This window comes from Streptomyces sp. NBC_01232, assembly GCF_035989885.1.
GTDB lineage: Bacteria > Actinomycetota > Actinomycetes > Streptomycetales > Streptomycetaceae > Streptomyces.
In genome coordinates, this window is the sequence record NZ_CP108518.1 from 575,641 (window position 1) to 592,527 (window position 16,887).

The window sequence follows — 16,887 nt, forward strand, 5'->3', positions numbered from 1 at the left end:
CCGTGACGATGTCGGCCGTCATGGCGCTTCCTCCGTCACGCGTGCCAGCAGGGGCCCCAGTTCGTCCTCGGTGACCGCGCCGCCGATGCTGACGGCGATGCGTCCGCGGCGGTCGATCACGAGGGTCGAGGGGATGGCCTGCGGGTTGAGGAGCGCGGGAGGGAAGCGGAGCAGCAGCTCCCCGGTGCGGTCGTGGAGGCTGGGGAAGCCGAGCCCGTGCGCCCGTACGAAGGACCGCGCGGCGGAGCGGTCAGGGTCCCGGGTGTTGATCCCGAGGAACCGGACGCCTTCGTCCCGGGTCTGCCGGCTGAGCCGCTCCAGGTCGTCCGCCTCCGCCCGGCAGGGCCCGCACCAGGATCCCCAGACGTTGAGCACGACGACGTGCCCCCGGAACCCGGCGAGGGCCACCGGCTTCCCGTCCAGGTCGTCGCCCGCGAGCTCGGGCGCGGCCTTCCGGTCGGCGGGGTCGATGACGGTGGCACCGGCCGCGGCCCGGACCGCGCCCGCCGGCCGTTCGGCCGTCCCGGCGCGGCCGGCGTCGGCGGCAACCGGGCCCACTGCGGCAACGACACAGCCGGCTGCCGCCACCACGAGGGCGGCTCCGGCCAGGGCCGCGGTACGCAGCTCGGCCCGGAGCGGGCCCGTCCGTCTCACGAGGCCCACTGGCGCAGGAAGGCGTTGATCCCGTCCGCGGTCAGGGAGGGGTTGCCCGTGGCGTGCGTGTCGGTGCGCACCTTGCCGGACGGCGAGACGACGATCAGCACGGGCATCTTGTAGCTTCCGCCGGACGGGCTGTACTTGCGCAGGAGCGCGGAGTTGGCGGAGCTGTTGCCACCGATGTCGATCTTGACCAGGTGGTACGAGGCTCCGAGGATCGCCGCGGTCTGCGGCTGGGCGAACACCTTGTCGGCGGCCTTGCAGTTGCCGCACCAGTTGGCCCCGAAGTCGAGGAGCACCATCCTGCCGTCGGCCTTGGCCGCGCTCAGGGCCGCGTCGATCAGCTTCTGGGCGTCGGCCGAACTGTCGTAGCCGGGCCCGGGAACCTTGGCGGGCGCGGGCGCCGGGGCGGCGGACGTACGGGCCAGCTTGGGGGCGGCCGAACCGCTGCGGGTCCGGGAGGGGGTCGGCGAGGAGCTGGACGTCGCGCCGGCGGACGCCGACGGCGAGGCCGACGCGCTCGGGGACGCCTCGGCGGATGCGGAGGCCGACGGCGAGGAGGAGGTGAGGGCCCCCGCGGACTGCCCGGCCGTGGCCGGCGAGGCGGAGCCGACGGTCTGGGAGGACGGCCCGCAGGCGGCGCACAGACCCACCGCGACCACGGCCGCGGCGGCGAGCGGCAGTCGCATTCCCAGGGGCGCTGCGGAGCCGGGCCGCTGGGCGCGGTCGGCGGCACGGACGGGTCGGAACATGCGAGAAGTCATGGCGAAGACACCCCAAGGCGCGGTGAGGACTACGGGAAGGGCGAGAGGCCCCCCGACTCGGTGAAGCCGGCGGTCCTGCGGTTCGCCGGGGCAGAACGCCCGGGCGCCGAAGGCCGCTCGGCTGACGTGAGCATAGGACCGCGCGGGGCCGCTGGAACGGTCTGGGCGCGATCTTGAGGTTCCCCTAAGGAACAGCTCACCTTCCGCTTCGCCGGGGGCGGGCCGATGAGCACACACAAGGCAGCAAATCCCGCGTAACGGGCGGGTGGGCAGGGAGAGTGCGCAAGGGCATGAACCGGATGGAACGGTTCGGTGCTGCCGTCAGAATGACGTCTCGCGGACGGTGGCCTTGGCCGTCGGGTCGATCGTCGCGGTGATGACCGACCGGTGGTCCCCGCTGGTGAACGTGACCGTCAGGGTGTCGTCGTCGGCCTGGGACGTGGTGGCCTTGAATCCCCGGCTGGGCACCGCGGAGATCAGGCACACGCCGCGGCTCCCGTAGCGCACCGTGGCCTTGCCGCCCTGCGAGGGGACGGTGTGCAGGCCCGGTCCGCCGTTCTCGCAGTCGACGCCGGGCTTGGGCGCGCTGGTCCTGGGGGCACCCGAGGCCTTCGGGGACGGGGAGGCCGAAGCGGAGGGCGTCGGCCGCTCGGTCGCGGAGGGCGAGCCGCTCGGGGAGGCGGAGGCGGTCGGGGAGGGCGGGCTCGGCGACGGGTCCTGCGCCGCCAGCCAGGCCGGCGGCGAGTCGAAGACCATGGGCGCGGACCGGGCCACCGGCGGCGTATGGCTGGTGGAGCCCACGACGAACTGGACCGTGGCGAGCACGGCGGTCACGCTGGTGGCCGTGCACGACAGCCATATGAACAGGTAGCGCGGAAATCGAGGCACGGCCCCATAGTGACCGACGGGCCGGGCCTCCCGTCACCGGCTCCCCCGTACGGCGCCCGACGACGCCCCGGCAGGGCGGAACCGCGGGCGGACATGCCGATGTCCTCCTGACCCGTGTGCGGGTCAGGAGGACATCGGCGGCCCGGGGCCGGGCCGCGGCCGCGCAGCCCGGCGCCTCTACGGCGGTCCGTGGCCGGGCGACCGGGCGGCCGCCGGTTCCCTGTGGGGGGGCTCGGGAGGGGTCTGCCTACTTCGGCGCCCCGAAGTTCTGCGTCCACCACGGGCCGCCGTCGCCCTTGTGGACGCCTATGCCGATCTCCTTGAAGGCGCAGTTGAGGATGTTGGCCCGGTGGCCGGAGCTGTTCATCCACGCCTTCATGACCGCGTCGGCGTCCGACTGGCCGCGGGCTATGTTCTCGCCCAGGCGGGACCACGCGTACCCGGCGGCCTCCACGCGGGAGGTCATGGTGGACCCGTCGGGTCCGGTGTGGGACATGACCCCGCTGCGGGCCATCGTGTCGCTGTACCCGCGCGCCGCGGCGTTCAGCTTGGCGTTCGCGGTCACGGGACCGCAGCCGGCCGCGGCCCGCTCCTTGTTGACCAGCGCGAGGACCGCGGATTCGGAGTCGCCCGAGGAGCTGCCGGAACCGCCGCCGGACGACCCTCCGGTCGAGCCGCCGGAGTTCCCGGACCCGCCGGAGCCTCCGGAGCCGCCGCCGGTGGTCGACGCGGACGTACGCGCGGGCTTGGCGGCCGGGCTCGACTTGACCGGGCCGCCCTCCCCGTCCTCGGGCTTCGGCGGAGCGCTCGACTCCGTACCCTCGGCGGCGGGAGTCGCGGGCGGCGCCGAGCCCGTCGCGGCCGCGGCGTCGGCGGTGATCTCGGGCAGCGCAGCAGTGGGGCTCGCCGTCCCGGCTGTGTCCCCTGCGGTCGGCGTCCCGGACTTCGACCCGGTGGCGCCGTCGGCCCGCTGGTCCACCTTCGTACCGCCGTCGGAATCGGCCACGGCGACGCCGACCGCCACCGCGGCGGCGGCCGCGGTGAGGGACAGCACGATGCGCGTGCGCATCGCCTTCTTCCGTCGGGCCTCGACTCGGGACGGTGTTCCGGGAGTTCGGCTGCTCATGCCTGTAGCACCTCACAGAGGGAAGGGGGGGTGGTGCGAGTGAGCCTAGGGCGGTGATCAGCCGAAACAGCGCTCCGGAGGGGTTCTTCAAGTTCTCTTAAGGAAGCCCGCAGGAAAGGCACAGGGACGACTCGGGGCATCCCTGCCCATTCGGTCGATACGACCCCAGGCGAACCGGGTGCGAGCGCGGATGCGCAGAGTCCGGCCCCTGTCACAACCGGTGCAACTCGCCCTCCTGGTGCGGCTCGTGCCGGTTGTGCAGGCGGAAGCGGGACGTCTGCGGCACGACTGCACCGGATGAGCGGCGAACCACGGGCCCGACCGCACGGACGGAACTCCTCCGTCCGCGGGAGTCGCGGGAGGGCGGGGAGGGCTGCCGGTCGCACACCGGGGGCGTGTGATCATGTCCGTCGACAGATCCGCACCTCATGGGGGGACCATGCGCACCCGTACCACCACCGCCACGACCGGTCTCGTGACCGCGCTCGCGGCGCTGCTCGTCCTCGCCGGCTGCACCGCGCCGGGAGAGGGCCGGCCCGCGGCGGTGAGCTCCGTGGCTTCCGCGCCCCCGCAGGGCGGCGGCGGGTCCGGCTTCGACGGGCCCCGGCCGCAGGACCAGAACCTGCTGGCGTGGACCGGGGACCCCAACGACGCGGGCCATGTCACCGCCCAGTCGGCCGCCGGGGTCGGCGGCCGGGTGACCCTGGTACGGATCGTCCTGCGCGAGCAGATCACCTGGTCGAACATCTGGCTGGGGCTCGCCGGCATCGACCCGAACGCCCAGCTCGCCAACTGCTACCTCGGCGTGTACGACGCCAAGGGCGCCCTCGTGGCGAGCACCCCGGACGTCTCGCCCCAGCTGATGACCGACGCGATCGCCAAGCCGTTCGCCCTCGCCAAGCCCTTCACCGCCGCTCCCGGGACGTACTTCATCGCCCTTCTGCTCAACGGCACTTGGGCCACCAACGGACTCACCCTGAAGTCCACGGGCGCCGGCATCTCGGTCAACGCGGGCCTGACGCCGCCGAACCTCCGCTACAGCAACCTGCTGACCGGCCAGACCTCGCTGCCGCCCGCCCTGAACCTCGCCGAGCAGTCCACGAGCACCATCAACACCGGCTGGGCCAGCCAGTGGTACGCGATCTCCTGACGGGCCGGGCGCTGCCCACCGGCCGGGGCGCTGCGCTCACTCCCCGGTGGTGACCGCGCCCTCCGGGAGGGCTGCGCAGCGGGAGGTGACGGCCGCATCGTGCCGGTACCAGGCCGACTCGACGACCCTGCCGTCGGGGAGCGTGTGCAGGGGCGGGCCGTCGCACGGGACGAAGCCCGCCGCGCTCAGGGCCCCCCGGCAGCGGTGGTTCAGGGTCTCGGTGCCGGCCCGCACGGACTCCAGGCCGAGGTGCTCGTGGCCGAACCGGGCGGTCGCCGCCACGAGTTCGGCGCCCAGGCCCTGACCGCGGAAGGCCGGGGCGAGCCAGAAGCCGATGGCTCCGTCGCGGTCCGGACTGAGCGAGCTCGTCCCGGCCACGAGACCCGTGGCCGGGACGACGGCGAGCAGTCTCTGCTCGCCGGCCGGGACGGGGAGCACCACCGGCTGTGTCAGTTCCCGGCGAAGCGCTCTGTGGAATGCGCGCAGCCGCTCGGCGCGGTTGCCGTCGTGGATGGCGAGGAGATGTGCGGCGGTCTCGGGGTTGACGAGCGAGGTGGGGATCCATCCGAACCAGCGCTGTGCGTCGGCGTCGGCGCCTGCCGCGGCGCCGATCTCCACGTCCAGAAGGTCGCGGGGGGTGTACAGGACCAGTCGTGCGGTCCGCATCGTGTGGCGGCCGTCGCCGCACCCGACGGGCACGGGCTGCGGCCCGCGCGATCCCCTGCGCCAGATCATCTGCGTCTCCTCACGCGGGCACTGTATGCGGCCCGCACACCCGCGCGGCGCCCGGGGCGGCCGGGCCCTGGCCGAGGCCTCCCCGGTCCGCCCGGAGGCCCTCCGCGGCTGACGGACGCACGGGCTCCGACATGAGGCGTCATATGCCGGTGGGTGACCTACCATGCAGCCATGAGTGATCGTGCGATGCAGGAACCGACCCTCCTCCTCCTGACCGCGCTCGCGGACGAGCCCCGCCACGGGTACGCGATCGCGCGCGAGGTGGAGCTGATCTCGGGCGGCCGCGTCAAGATGCGGACCGGCACCCTGTACGGGGCCCTGGAGCGGCTCCTGGGCCAGGGGCTGATCGAGGTCCACGAGGAGCTGATCGTCGACAGCCGGCTGCGCCGCACCTACAGCCTCACCGCCGAAGGCCGCCGGAGCCTGGCCGCCGAGGCGCGGCGGATCGCCGCCACCGCCCAGGAGGCCGCGCGTCGGCTGGGCATCTCCGGTGGGACGGCCACGGCATGACCCCCCGTCTGCTGCGCCTGTACCCCGCCGAGTTCCGCCGCACCTTCGGCGACGAGATGGCGGAGGCCTACCGGGAGGCGACCGAGGGGGCCGGAGCGTGGACCCGGCTTCGGGAGGCCGGGGACATCGTGGCGCACGCGCTGCGCCTTCGCCTGGGGATCGGTTCCGCGCACCGGGGCGGGCGCCTCTTCGCGGCGGCCGCGCCCTTCGCGCTGGCCGCGACGGGCGCGCATGCCGCCTTCCTTCTCGCCTCCACCCTCAACCTCGCGTACGTCACCGGCCGCCCCGACTTCGAGAGCCCGCTCGGGTACGCCATGAACGGCTTCTACGTGCTGACCCTCATCGGGGCGGTGGTGGGCCTGAGCGGGCGCTTCGCCGTCGGCGCGCGGACCGCCTTCGCCGCGGCCACGGGAACGATGGTCTGCTTCGTCATCGCGGTGCTGCCGGGGGCCCTGGACATGCCGCTGGCGCACGTGGCCTACCTTGCCCCGCCCCTGGCGATCGCCGCCCTTCCCCTGCTCTGTCCCCCGGACCTGCACCCGCCCTGCCGGATCCGGACCACCACGGGGTTCGTGGCACTGATGATCTGGGCCCCGCTGTCCGTGGTGCTCCTCGCGCTGCTCGACGCGGGCGGTTTCGGCATGATCCCGCTGTGGCGCTTCGCCGTGACCGTGACGGCCGCGCTGGTTCTGGCGGGCCGCCCGGCCCTGTTCGGCGTCCGCACCTACGGCCGGTTCGCGCTGGCCGCGGCCCCGTTCCTCGTCCTCGGGTACTTCGCCGGGGTGGTGGGCGAGGAGACCGCGCTCCCGTGCCTGGTCCTGCTCGCGTTCACGGCCCTGGCCGTGCGCCGGTGGCGACGTACTCACCCGGACTCGACCGGCCACGCCTGAGACCGACGCTCAGACCTCGGCGTCGACGCCTGCACCGGCATCGGCATCGGCACCCGCGACGCTCACGCGGATCTTCGACTGGCCGTGACCGAGCCGCTCCCAGTCGTCCATGAAGCGTGCCGCCAGCCCGTGCCCGGCGGCGAGGTCGATGAGGGTCTGGGTGCGGTAGTAGAAGTCCTCGCGCAGCACCTGGTGTTCGGTACCGGTGGTGCGGTCGAAGGTGAAGTCGAAGTATCCGCCGGGGGCCAGGACCCGGCCCACGTGGGCGAAGCACTCGTCGATGACGTCGATCGGCGAGTGCGAGAAGACGCTGTGGGCGTGGACGACGTCGAAGTATCCGTCGGGCAGGAAGTCCAGGGTCAGGTTCTTGGTGATGGTCAGATGCGGGACCTTGGCCTGCAGTTTGCGGTCGGTCAGGGTCCGCTTCGCCGCGATGAGGATGTCGGGCGAGATGTCGATGCCATAGTAGTGGCCCGCGTCGAGGTAGTCGATGAAGCGCCAGCCGGCACGCAGGTTGCCGCAGCCGATGTCCAGCATGCGCGCGCCCGGCTTCAGGCCGTGCCCCAGCAGGTAGTCGAACTGCATCTGCCCGAGCGCGAGCCAGCGTTCGTGGGTCTGGCTGCCGACCGCGGCCTCCGGGTTGCGGCGGGTGTCCGAGGCCATGACGGCCCGGTAGTAGCTGACGTGGTCGGGGTGCTTGAAGGCCAGCCACCGGTCGCGGGCGGCCCGCTTGAGGTACGGGGCGATGCGGTGCGGGCGGCTCGCGGCGTGGCGGACCTTGTGGACGAGCGATTCCCGGTTCGCGGTGAGGTTCTTCCTGGTGGCCATGAGTGCTCCGTCTCCATCGCAACGTGAACTCCCGACGGCGGGCAGGAGTGGCTGCCGCCGGAAGGATCTTCGAATCCACCATACGTCGGCGACCGACATATACAAACCACTTGAGCGTCCTGGGAAGCAGAAGGCGTCGCACGGCGTACGCACGGGAGTTCACGGGCGTGAGGATTGTGATGGTTTCACCCAGATTGCCACCCGGCAGGGCGTGGGTCCACGCAACGCGCCCGAGCGCGTGACGCGACGTCAGCGGGCCTCTGGCAGCATGAAGGGATGACAGACATACGCCGGACCGTCAGCTCGGGATCGCCGCTGGAGCCGCGGATCGGCTTCTCCCGCGCGGTGCGGTCGGGTCAGTACGTGGCCGTCGCCGGGACGGCCCCCATCGGGGACGACGGCTGCACGGTCGGCCCCGGCGACGTCCACGCCCAGACCGTGCGGTGCCTGGACATCGCCGAACGGGCCCTGCGGGAGACCGGGGCTTCCCTGGCGGACGTCCTGCGGACCCGCATCATGCTCACCGACGTGACGCGGTGGGAGGAGGCCGCGCGGGCGCACGGCGAGCGGTTCGCCTCGGTCCGGCCCGTCACCACCTTCGTGGAGGTGTCGCGCTTCATCGACCCCGAGTGGCTCGTCGAAGTGGAGATCGACGCGGTGGTCCCCCGCGAGCAGGGCTGAGGACCGGGCCGTCGTCCTCGCGCGCCCGTCACACGGCGGGTGCCGGGCGCTCCCCCAGCAACCGCGCACGGAAGAGGTCGAGGACCGTGTCGAGCGCCTGCCGCGTGGGCTGTCCGGGCTCGTCGATGAGGTGCTCCGTCAGGACGGAGTGGGGCGCGAGGGCGCTCTGCGGGTTCGCCGCGGCGTCGTCCAGCTCGACGGCTACGAACGCCTCTCCGAGCTCGCGCCGCAGGTACGCGAACCGGTCACCGGGCACCAGCCGGTCGCCCCGGAAGCGCAGCCCCAGGACCTGGAGCCCGTCGCGCTCGCAGCGTCCGCGGACGACCGCGAGGTCCTCGGGGCTGATGTCGATGGCGCCCGCGCGGCCGGCGGTGCAGGCGAGCGGGAGCGACGGCTGGGAGAGCACCGGCGCCACGAGACGCTCGTCCGTGGCCATGGCCAGGGCGAATCCGCCGGTCAGGCACATGCCGACGGCCCCCACCCCGGGGCCTCCACAGCGTTCGTGTTCGGCGGCGGCGAGCGCGCGCAGCCACCGTACGACGCGCGAACTGCGCCCTGTCGCCAGCAATGTGAACTCTCGGCTCACGCACACCTGCCACAGCGTCGAGGCCATGTAGCGGCCGGCGCTCGGCCAGCCGACGGCGGCGGGATCGGGATCCCTGCCCGGATCACCGAAGAGCACCGGGAGAACGGCCGTGCAGCCGGACGCGGCGACGCGCTCGGCGAACTCGAGGACCTTGGGCGTGATGCCCGGGATCTCCGCCATGATGATCACCGCGGGGCCGGTGCCCCGGCACAGGATCCGGCGTGTGACACCGTCATGGGTGAACGCGCTCTTCTCGAACCCGCTCAGGTCGTGGTCCGCCACGTGCCCTGCTCCTTCCGACGGCTCTCCTGGACGCCATCAAGTTACCGAGAAGTAGAGCCCTGTGGTCAAGGGACTTCACGCCCGCGTTTCATCCGGACGGCGGCGTGTGCCGGGCGAGCGGCGCGCGATCGGGTGAGGCTGGGCGGGAGAAGCGGTGCCCGCCGTCGGCCGCGCCCCGTCGGGTCAGGTCGGATCGGGTCAGGCCGGGTCCGGTCCGGACCGGACCCGGGATCGTCACGTACCGCCCAGGAGGTCCACGCGATGGAGAACGGCCGCGGACACGACGCCTCCGAAGCGGTCGCCGCCGCCCACCGCGAAGCGCGCGCCGGTGACGCCTTCGCGAACCGCGCCGACTTCGACGACGCCACCCGCGGCTTCATCGCCGCCCTGGAGCCCTGCGTCATCAGGTCCGAGGACGGGAGCGTCGTATGGGACGGCGACGCCTACGCCTTCCTGAACGGGGACCGCCCCGACACCGTCCATCCCAGCCTGTGGCGCCAGAGCTGCCTCGTCGCCCTCCAGGGCCTGTTCCAGGTCGTGGAAGGCGTGTACCAGGTCCGCGGGCTGGACCTGTCGAACATGACTCTCGTCGAGGGTGACAGCGGCGTCGTCGTGATCGACCCCCTGATCAGCGAGGAGACGGCGGCCGCCGCCCTCGCCCTCTACCGCGCCCACCGGGGCGACCGCCCGGTCACGGGCGTCCTGTACACCCACAGCCACGCCGACCACTTCGGCGGCGTCAAGGGGGTCACCTCACGGGCCGACGTCGACGCGGGCCGGGTCCCCGTCCTGGCGCCCGCGGGCTTCGTCGAACACGCGGTCGGCGAGAACGTCTACGCCGGCACGGCCATGGCCCGCCGGGCCGGCTACATGTACGGCGCCGGCCTGCCCAAGGGCCCGCGCGGCCAGGTCGGCGCGGGCCTGGGCCAGACCACCTCCACCGGCCGCGTGACACTGATCCCGCCGACCGTCGACATCACGCACACCGGCCAGGAGGAGACCGTCGACGGCGTGCGCATGGTCTTCCAGCTCACCCCCGGCACCGAGGCCCCGGCGGAGTTCAACCTGCTGCTGCCCGACCACCGGGCACTGTGCATGGCCGAGAACGCCACCCACACCCTCCACAACCTGCTGACCCTGCGCGGCGCGCTCGTCCGCGACCCGCGCGCCTGGGCCGCGTACCTCACCGAGTCCATCGCGCTCTTCGGCGACAAGTGCGACGTGGTCTTCGCCTCCCACCACTGGCCCACCTGGGGCGGCGAGCGGGCCATGGCGTACCTGGCGGAGCAGCGCGACCTCTACGCGTACCTGCACGACCAGACCGTGCGCCTGCTCAACCAGGGATACACCGGGACCGAGATCGCCGAAGTGCTGCGCATGCCGCCGGCGCTGGAGACCGCGTGGCACGCCCGCGGCTACTACGGCTCGGTCAGCCACAACGTCAAGGCCGTCTACCAGCGGTACATGGGCTGGTTCGAGGGAAATCCCGCGCTGCTGTGGCAGCACCCGCCGGAGGAATCGGCGCGCCGCTACGTCGAGTTCATGGGCGGTGCGGAAGAGGTCCTGCGTCGCGCCCGGACCTCGTTCGAGCAGGGCGACTACCGCTGGGTGGCCCAGGTGGTCGACCACGTCGTCTTCGCCGACCCCTCGAACGCGCAGGCCCGGGAGCTCCAGGCCGATGCCCTGGAGCAGCTCGGCTACGGCGCGGAGAACGGCACCTGGCGCAACTTCTACCTCACGGGCGCCCAGGAACTGCGCGGCGAGCCGATCGGGACACCGGCCACCGCCGCGTCGCCCGACGTGATCGCCGCCCTCGACCTGGACCAGCTGGTGGACTCCCTCGCCGTGCGCATCGACGGGCCGCGGGCCTGGCACGCGGACGCCGTCGTACGGTTCGTCCTGCCGGGCCCGGACCCGCTGACGCTGCGCCTCGGCAACGGCGTACTGACCGGCGTCCGTGGGGACAATCCCGCGGCCGGCCGCCCGCACGCGGTCCTCGTCCTCGACGAACCGCGTCTGCGGGGGCTGCTGCTCGGCGCCGTGTCCCCGCAGGACCTGCTGCGGGACGAGGGGGTGGCCCTCGACGGCGACCCCGCGGCGGTCGCCGAACTCTTCGCGTACCTCGACTCCCCCGACCCGGACTTCGCCATCGTCACCCCCTGACGGTGCCTGCCGCCGGTCCTGGAGCAGCCCCTATGCTGCGGAAATGATCAAGCCGATAGAACTCGTGATATTCGACTGCGACGGGGTGCTGGTCGACACCGAACGCATCGCGGTCCCCCTTCAGGTGGCGCTGGGCGCGGAGCTGGGCTGGCCGCTCACCGAGGACGAGGTCATGGACCGGTTCATCGGCCGGTCCAGTGCCTCCATCCACGAGGACATCGTGGCCCGGGTCGGCGACGAAACCGCCGGCATCTGGCGCGAGCTCTTCGAGGAGCGCCACCGTGAGGCGGTGGACGCCGGGTTGTCCGCGGTCGACGGACTGCCCGAGGCTCTCGACGCGATCACCCTGCCGACCTGCGTCGCCTCCAGCGGCTCGCACGACAAGATGCGCCACACCCTCGGCCGCACCGGCCTCTACGAACGCTTCGCGGGCCGCATCTACAGCGCCGCCGAGGTCCGCCGCGGCAAGCCCGCCCCAGACCTGTTCCTGTACGCGGCGCAGAAGATGGGCGTCGACCCGGCGGCGTGCGTGGTGATCGAGGACAGCCGTCCCGGGGTCGAGGCGGCCCGCGCCGCGGGCATGCGGTCCTTCGGCTATGCGGGAGGTCTGACCCCGGCGGGACGGCTCGAAGGCACGGACACCGTCGTCTTCCACGAGATGCGTGAACTGCCCGGTCTCATCGCCGGAGCATGAGGGCGGAGCAGGGCAGTGGGCGGAGGTCGCGCCAACGGCCCCCGCCCTGCGCGCGTTCCGGACCGCGGCGCCCGCGCGAGCGGTGACGAATCTTCAGAGATCCGCCGCAGGAGCAGTATGCGCCGCGGCGGAATTGTTCAGGGCGCCGGGTTCTTCGTGAACGATCCGGTCCTGCCGGACGGCCATGACCTGGCCGGATGCGCCGGTGAGGGAATTGTTCACGGCCGTCGGGACGGGCGCGGGAATTGTTCGGCGGGGCGGGCATGGGCGGAATGCCGGGCATTTCGGCTCATGAGCAAGGGATGTTGCGGGGAGCCGTGCTCGGGCATGGTGGTGGAGCACCCGCGGCCTCCGGGCCGCGAGCGGAACCGTAGCGCCAACTACGGGCCCGCGCAGGCGCGATGCACTTCCTTCCGGACCGTCGCTATTGAAGGAGTTGTCGTCATGGTGATTTCCGTGGCCTCGTTTCCCCGCCCCCACGGGCGTCCTTCCGCGCTCGTGATCAAGATCGTCGTCATCGTGGTGGTGGCCGTGCTGACGGCCGTTCTGGGCGCGCTCGGGTACTCCCCCGGCACTGCGCTCGCCGTGATCGTCATGGTGACGACGACCGCTCTGGAGCTGGGCCGCCGAATCACCGCCGATGGCGGCGAGGACGGCGTCCGGCCCGGCCCGATCGGCCGGTAGAGCCGTGGGAACGGGGCGGGGGCGGCCGCAGCGGCCGCTCGACACCACCGTCCCGGCCCTGGCGGAGCTCGCGCAGGAACTGCGCGAGCTCCGTGCCACGGCCGGGCTGAAGCTCGACGACCTCTACACCCTCACCCACTGGAGCAAGGGCGCGCTCAGCGCGGCCACCACGGGGCGGGACCTCCCGCGCTGGGACCTCGTACGGGCCTGGGTGACGGCCTGCGATCCCGGTGCCAACCTGGACCTGTGGGAGGCCCGGCACGCCCGCGCCCGCGCGCAGTACGAGCGGTCCCGCCTCGCCCCCGTCCCGGCCGAAGGCGGCCGTACGGAGCCCCCGCACGCCCCGGACGTGCTGGACGTGCTGGACGTTGTGGACAACCCGGCGGTACCCGCCGCCACTGCCGCGCTCGCCGACCGGGCCGACCCGGCCGGACCGGCCGGACCGCGGCCCAGCTCGCTGGAGCGGGACGCCTGGCGGACCCTCGCGCCCGACCGGCGGCCGTGGGGAGTCGCCGCCCACCCGGCCGCCATCCCGCTGCGCTTCACCACCGTCGGCCCCGACTTCACCGACACCGGATCCGACGCCGCCGACCTCACCGGCCGCTACGACCAGATCGGGGAGATCTTCGCCCTCACCGGCCGGCGGCGCCTGCTGATCCTCGGCGACCGGGGCAGCGGCAAGACCCAGCTCGCCCGGCACTTGGGCACCCGGCTGCTGACCGCGGACGGAGGCGGTGGCGCCGGCGCCGTGCCCGTGCTCGTGTCACTGCGCGGGTGGCGGCCCGGCCACGGCCCGGACAGCCTCCTCGACTGAATCGCCGACGCGCTCACCGGCTGCACCGCCGAGGACGTACGGACCCTGCTGGGCCGGCACCGGCTGCTGCCCCTGCTGGACGACTTCGACAGCCTGACCCTGCGTCAGCGCGGCCGGGCACTGCACACCTTCAACCAGTTGCCGGCGCAGGCGCCGTTCGTCCTCATCAGCGGATGGACGGAGTTCAGCAGGGCGGTGGAGCAGACCGACACGGTCATCGCCGCGAGCGCCGGAGTGCGGCTGCTGCCCGTCGGCGCCGCCGACCTCGACGGATGGATCCAGCGCAGCTCCCGTTCCCGTACCAAGCAGCAGGAGTGGGCGCCGGTCCTGGCGGCGATCGCCGCCCGGCCGGAGCTGCCGGCGGCCACCGTCCTGGCCGATCCGACGCTGGCCGGCGCGGCCAGGCTGCTCTACACGGACGGCCGCGCGGTTCCGTCCGAGCTGGTGGCCGAGGACGCGACCGTCGAATCCCTGGAGGCGCGGCTGGTCCGGAACCTCTTCGGCTCCTTCTCGCCGTACCGCAGCCACCGGGACGCGGACGGCGGGCGGCTCTTCCAGGAACAGCACCGCCACCAGGCGCTGCACCTGCTCGCCAGGCGGGAGCTGGAGGAGGGCGGAGCCGTCGCCGATCTGCGGGTGCTCTACCGCGGGCGCCGTCCCTCCCGGCTCCAGGCGGGCGTCCACGTGGCCCTGCTGGTCCTGCTCATCTGGCTCTTCCTCGGAATCACGGACGACAGTACCGGCGCGAACGACTTCACCGATTCCTCGACGGCCCCCGACATGTCCGGGTTCCTCCTGAGCATCGTCATCGGGAGCAGCTGGTACGTGTACCTGAGACACCGGCTGAACCCCGGGGCGGCCCCGACGGATCCCGTCGGCCGGGTGCGCTTCCGGCTTCTGCAGAGCATCCCGGTCGCGGCGGCCTGGATGCTCGTGCTGGCATTCGAAGGCGATTCGGAGCTGGCCCCTCTCGCTCTGGTCCTGGTGTCGTTGCTGCTGGTGTGTGCCGTGTGGCTTGCGGAACAGGCCTCCAGCCGGCCGGCGCCGCGGTGGTTCCTGAGCGAGCTGGCCCTGCTGCCGGTCCTGTTCTTCACGGTGTCGCTGACACCGGGGTTCGATCTTCTCTTGCTGCCCGTGTTCCTGCCGGTGCTGCTGGGTGTCACGGTGACGGGGCACTGGTTGCGCGCGGTCCTGACCTCGCGCTTCGCCCTGTGGGGCCTCTATCCCGGGGTTCTGCTGGAACTGCTCGCCGAGGCCACCGGCCCGGAGATCCTGCGGGCGGGGCCGGACGGCTGGTCCTTCACCCACCCTGCCGTGGCGCGGTGGTACCGCGACGCCCCCGCCGGTCCGGCCGAAGCGGAGGACGATCCTAGGATGGACTGATGATCGGACGGCCGCCTCCGGCTCCCACAGCCCTGGTCCTCGACGTCCCCGACGGGCACGGCGTCATCGAGGTGACCGGGGACGAGAGCAGCAGCCTGCTCGTCCTGGCCGGCGACCCGGCGCTGCTGGAGGCCGGCGACGGCTGCGGGAGCATGGGCCGGCTGGCGGTCCGTGCCGGCCCGGGCGCGTCCGCCATGGCCGAGGTCAAGGCGCTGGCCGAGTGGCTGACCGCGCCGGACCTCGTGCCCGACCCGCGTACCGGCCGGGCCGAGCCGCCGGATCCGCTGCGACTGCGCCCGCTGCTGTCCCTGCTCTCGCCGGGCCGGTACGTGATGACGGCCGAGGTGGCTCCGCACCGTCTGCACGTGGTGCACCCCCGTGCCCACCAGGTCGACCACAGGTACGCGGACGAGGATCTCGCGCTGCTGACCACCGACTTCTGGCCGCCCGGCGACCACGCCGCCGTACGCAGGTACCGCGCGCGCATCCGCACCGGAGGTGTCCGCCCCGCACTGGTCGCGTTGTTCCCCACCGCAGCGAGCCGGGTGGGCTATCTCCTCGACGGGCACCACAAGCTGGCCGCCTACGAGCAGGCGGGCGTCCCTCCCCTCGTGATCCGGCTGGCCCCGCAGACACCCCGGCCGTTCCGGTCCGGGGATGTCGGCCGTGCCCGGGCGGCCTTCACCGGCGCGGCCTCCGCGGGCCACGACGATGCGCTGCACCGGGTCTTCGCCGACATGCGGGAAGAGGCGGCGCAGGGCCCGCGGTGAGGGCCCGGGAACCGTTGCGGGACCGCTTCGGATGGTTGGCCGAGGGCGGATGCGACGTACGGGCCCGCCGCACTTCGGGTGCGGCGGGCCCGTCTCGTGGCGTCGTCCAGGTCCTGTCGTCGAAGGAGCGCCGGTCGGGCCCGTGGTGTCCGGCGCCGTGCATCGCAAGGCGGAGGGGCGCCCGAGTACTGGACGTACTCGGGCGCCCCGACAACGCGGCGAGGTGCGGTGCCGGGCGCCGCGGGCCAGGCGGGACTTCGACGACAGGACCTAGGCCGTGGGCGACAGGACGGTGTCCTCCGGCCGGCGTGCCGTGGACGGGGTGCTGCCGGCGACGATCAGGGCGAGCAGGACCGCGGCGGCCTCGCTCTGCAGGATCCGGGCGGCCTGCTTCAGCCGGCCGGGGTCGGGGACGGGGATGGACAGGGCCACGCACTCCGCGTTCGGGCCCGCGGTGATGGGCACCGCCGCGCACACCGTGCCGACCGCGTATTCCTGCAGGTCGAGGAGGGGGGCGTTCGGCGGCCGGGCGTCGAGCTGGTGGAAGAGGTCCTGCTGGCTGGTGAGGGTGTGGGAGGTGAAACGGGTGAGCCGGTGCCGGGCCAGGTGGTCCTTGCGGTCGTCGTAGTCGAGCTGGGCCAGCAGGGCCTTGCCCACCGCGGAGGCGTGGGCGGCGACGCGGAAGTCGACCCACTCCTCCACCAGGGGTGCCGCCGGGCCGTCGGCGTACTGGGTGATGGAGACCTCGCCGTCGGTGTAGCGGGCGACGTAGACCGCGGCGCCGACGGCGTCCCGCACCCAGGCGAGGGTCTCGCGCAGGTGCCCGCGTCCTTCTCCGGTCGTCGAGTCCGCCAGCTGGAGGGCGTTGCCGGCGACGTACGCGTCCGCGCCCGTCGGAGTGGCGAGGTTCGCCCGGATCAGTTGCTCCACGGCCCGGGCGAGGACCAGCTGGGGCAGTGCGGTTTCCCGGGCGATCTGGGTCAGGTTCACGCCGCCCGAGTAGCGGTTGATGACCTCCAGGACGCGCAGTGCCTGGTGGACGGATTCCAGTGGGGCGGGGGCGGGCTGTCCTTCGCTGGTTTTCCGGGCCGCGTGGGTCAGGTGGGGCTGTTTCAGGGCCTCGAGTGCCCAGACGTTCGCCTGGTCCGTCAGGTGGAGGGGGTTGAGCCGTGCGTTCCGGGCGACGGCGACCGCGATCTGTGGGCCGGGGGTGAAGACCTCCCCCAGGTCGGGGTGTTGCCTGCGGGGCCGGGCCATGAGTGCCTGCCGCAGTCGTACGGGA

18 protein-coding genes are annotated in these 16,887 nt (G+C 73.1%); 10 read left to right on the forward strand and 8 right to left on the reverse strand.

Annotated features, from left to right (window positions below):
* Positions 1–18: 18 nt before the first annotated feature.
* The 4 genes from OG444_RS02800 to OG444_RS02815 form a co-directional block, all read right to left on the reverse strand.
* The gene (locus OG444_RS02800) at positions 19–654 is read right to left on the reverse strand and encodes a TlpA disulfide reductase family protein (protein WP_327260555.1); all 636 of its coding nucleotides are present in this window, start codon (positions 652–654) and stop codon (positions 19–21) included.
* Complete coding sequence (locus tag OG444_RS02805; RefSeq protein ID WP_327260556.1) at positions 651–1,409, reverse strand: thioredoxin family protein; 759 nt, start codon at positions 1,407–1,409, stop codon at positions 651–653. Before OG444_RS02805 ends, OG444_RS02800 begins: the two co-directional genes overlap by 4 nt.
* Positions 1,410–1,742: 333 nt before the next feature.
* Positions 1,743–2,309 (reverse strand): hypothetical protein, encoded by a 567-nt coding sequence (locus OG444_RS02810; RefSeq protein ID WP_327260557.1) that lies wholly within the window; start codon positions 2,307–2,309, stop codon positions 1,743–1,745.
* 247 nt (positions 2,310–2,556) lie between these two features.
* Positions 2,557–3,378: a CAP domain-containing protein gene (locus OG444_RS02815; protein WP_327260558.1), complete on the reverse strand. Its 822-nt coding sequence runs from the start codon at positions 3,376–3,378 to the stop codon at positions 2,557–2,559.
* A 496-nt stretch (positions 3,379–3,874) separates the two neighbouring features.
* Between OG444_RS02815 and OG444_RS02820 the strand changes: the two genes are divergently transcribed.
* A complete protein-coding gene (locus tag OG444_RS02820; protein ID WP_327260559.1) occupies positions 3,875–4,585 on the forward strand; it encodes a hypothetical protein in 711 nt (236 codons plus the stop codon).
* 36 nt (positions 4,586–4,621) lie between these two features.
* Here OG444_RS02820 and OG444_RS02825 read toward each other — a convergent pair whose 3' ends face one another.
* Positions 4,622–5,320, reverse strand: coding sequence for a GNAT family N-acetyltransferase (locus tag OG444_RS02825; protein ID WP_327260560.1), 699 nt, complete (start codon positions 5,318–5,320; stop codon positions 4,622–4,624).
* 171 nt (positions 5,321–5,491) lie between these two features.
* Here OG444_RS02825 and OG444_RS02830 point away from each other — a divergent pair, with 171 nt between their 5' ends.
* Complete coding sequence (locus OG444_RS02830) at positions 5,492–5,830, forward strand: PadR family transcriptional regulator (RefSeq protein WP_327260561.1); 339 nt, start codon at positions 5,492–5,494, stop codon at positions 5,828–5,830.
* Positions 5,827–6,720 carry a hypothetical protein gene (locus OG444_RS02835; RefSeq protein WP_327260562.1) on the forward strand — a complete coding sequence of 298 codons (894 nt, stop codon included), beginning with the start codon at positions 5,827–5,829 and terminating at the stop codon, positions 6,718–6,720. The genes OG444_RS02830 and OG444_RS02835 overlap by 4 nt, the downstream gene beginning before the upstream one ends.
* 9 nt (positions 6,721–6,729) lie before the next feature.
* Here OG444_RS02835 and OG444_RS02840 read toward each other — a convergent pair whose 3' ends face one another.
* Positions 6,730–7,548, reverse strand: coding sequence for a class I SAM-dependent methyltransferase (locus tag OG444_RS02840; protein WP_327260563.1), 819 nt, complete (start codon positions 7,546–7,548; stop codon positions 6,730–6,732).
* 276 nt (positions 7,549–7,824) lie between these two features.
* On the opposite strand from OG444_RS02840, the gene OG444_RS02845 reads away from it, so the two are divergent.
* The gene (locus OG444_RS02845; protein ID WP_327260564.1) at positions 7,825–8,229 is read left to right on the forward strand and encodes a RidA family protein; all 405 of its coding nucleotides are present in this window, start codon (positions 7,825–7,827) and stop codon (positions 8,227–8,229) included.
* Positions 8,230–8,257: 28 nt separating this feature from the next.
* Here OG444_RS02845 and OG444_RS02850 read toward each other — a convergent pair whose 3' ends face one another.
* The gene (locus OG444_RS02850; protein ID WP_327260565.1) at positions 8,258–9,097 is read right to left on the reverse strand and encodes a dienelactone hydrolase family protein; all 840 of its coding nucleotides are present in this window, start codon (positions 9,095–9,097) and stop codon (positions 8,258–8,260) included.
* A 261-nt stretch (positions 9,098–9,358) separates the two neighbouring features.
* Here OG444_RS02850 and OG444_RS02855 point away from each other — a divergent pair, with 261 nt between their 5' ends.
* The 6 genes from OG444_RS02855 to OG444_RS02880 all read left to right on the forward strand — a co-directional run bounded on the left by OG444_RS02855 (position 9,359) and on the right by OG444_RS02880 (position 15,605).
* Positions 9,359–11,260 (forward strand): alkyl/aryl-sulfatase, encoded by a 1,902-nt coding sequence (locus OG444_RS02855; protein WP_327260566.1) that lies wholly within the window; start codon positions 9,359–9,361, stop codon positions 11,258–11,260.
* 43 nt (positions 11,261–11,303) lie between these two features.
* The gene (locus OG444_RS02860; RefSeq protein WP_327260567.1) at positions 11,304–11,954 is read left to right on the forward strand and encodes an HAD family hydrolase; all 651 of its coding nucleotides are present in this window, start codon (positions 11,304–11,306) and stop codon (positions 11,952–11,954) included.
* A gap of 444 nt (positions 11,955–12,398) precedes the next feature.
* Positions 12,399–12,638 (forward strand): hypothetical protein, encoded by a 240-nt coding sequence (locus OG444_RS02865; RefSeq protein WP_327260568.1) that lies wholly within the window; start codon positions 12,399–12,401, stop codon positions 12,636–12,638.
* Positions 12,639–12,642: 4 nt separating this feature from the next.
* Positions 12,643–13,452 carry an XRE family transcriptional regulator gene (locus OG444_RS02870; protein WP_327260569.1) on the forward strand — a complete coding sequence of 270 codons (810 nt, stop codon included), beginning with the start codon at positions 12,643–12,645 and terminating at the stop codon, positions 13,450–13,452.
* 138 nt (positions 13,453–13,590) lie between these two features.
* Entirely contained in the window at positions 13,591–14,835 is a 1,245-nt protein-coding gene (locus OG444_RS02875) for a hypothetical protein (RefSeq protein ID WP_327260570.1), read from the forward strand.
* Positions 14,835–15,605, forward strand: coding sequence for a hypothetical protein (locus OG444_RS02880; protein ID WP_327260571.1), 771 nt, complete (start codon positions 14,835–14,837; stop codon positions 15,603–15,605). The genes OG444_RS02875 and OG444_RS02880 overlap by 1 nt, the downstream gene beginning before the upstream one ends.
* Before the next feature lie 270 nt (positions 15,606–15,875).
* On the opposite strand, the gene OG444_RS02885 is transcribed toward OG444_RS02880, so the two are convergent.
* Positions 15,876–16,706, reverse strand: coding sequence for an IclR family transcriptional regulator domain-containing protein (locus OG444_RS02885; RefSeq protein WP_327266638.1), 831 nt, complete (start codon positions 16,704–16,706; stop codon positions 15,876–15,878).
* Positions 16,707–16,887: the final 181 nt, after the last annotated feature.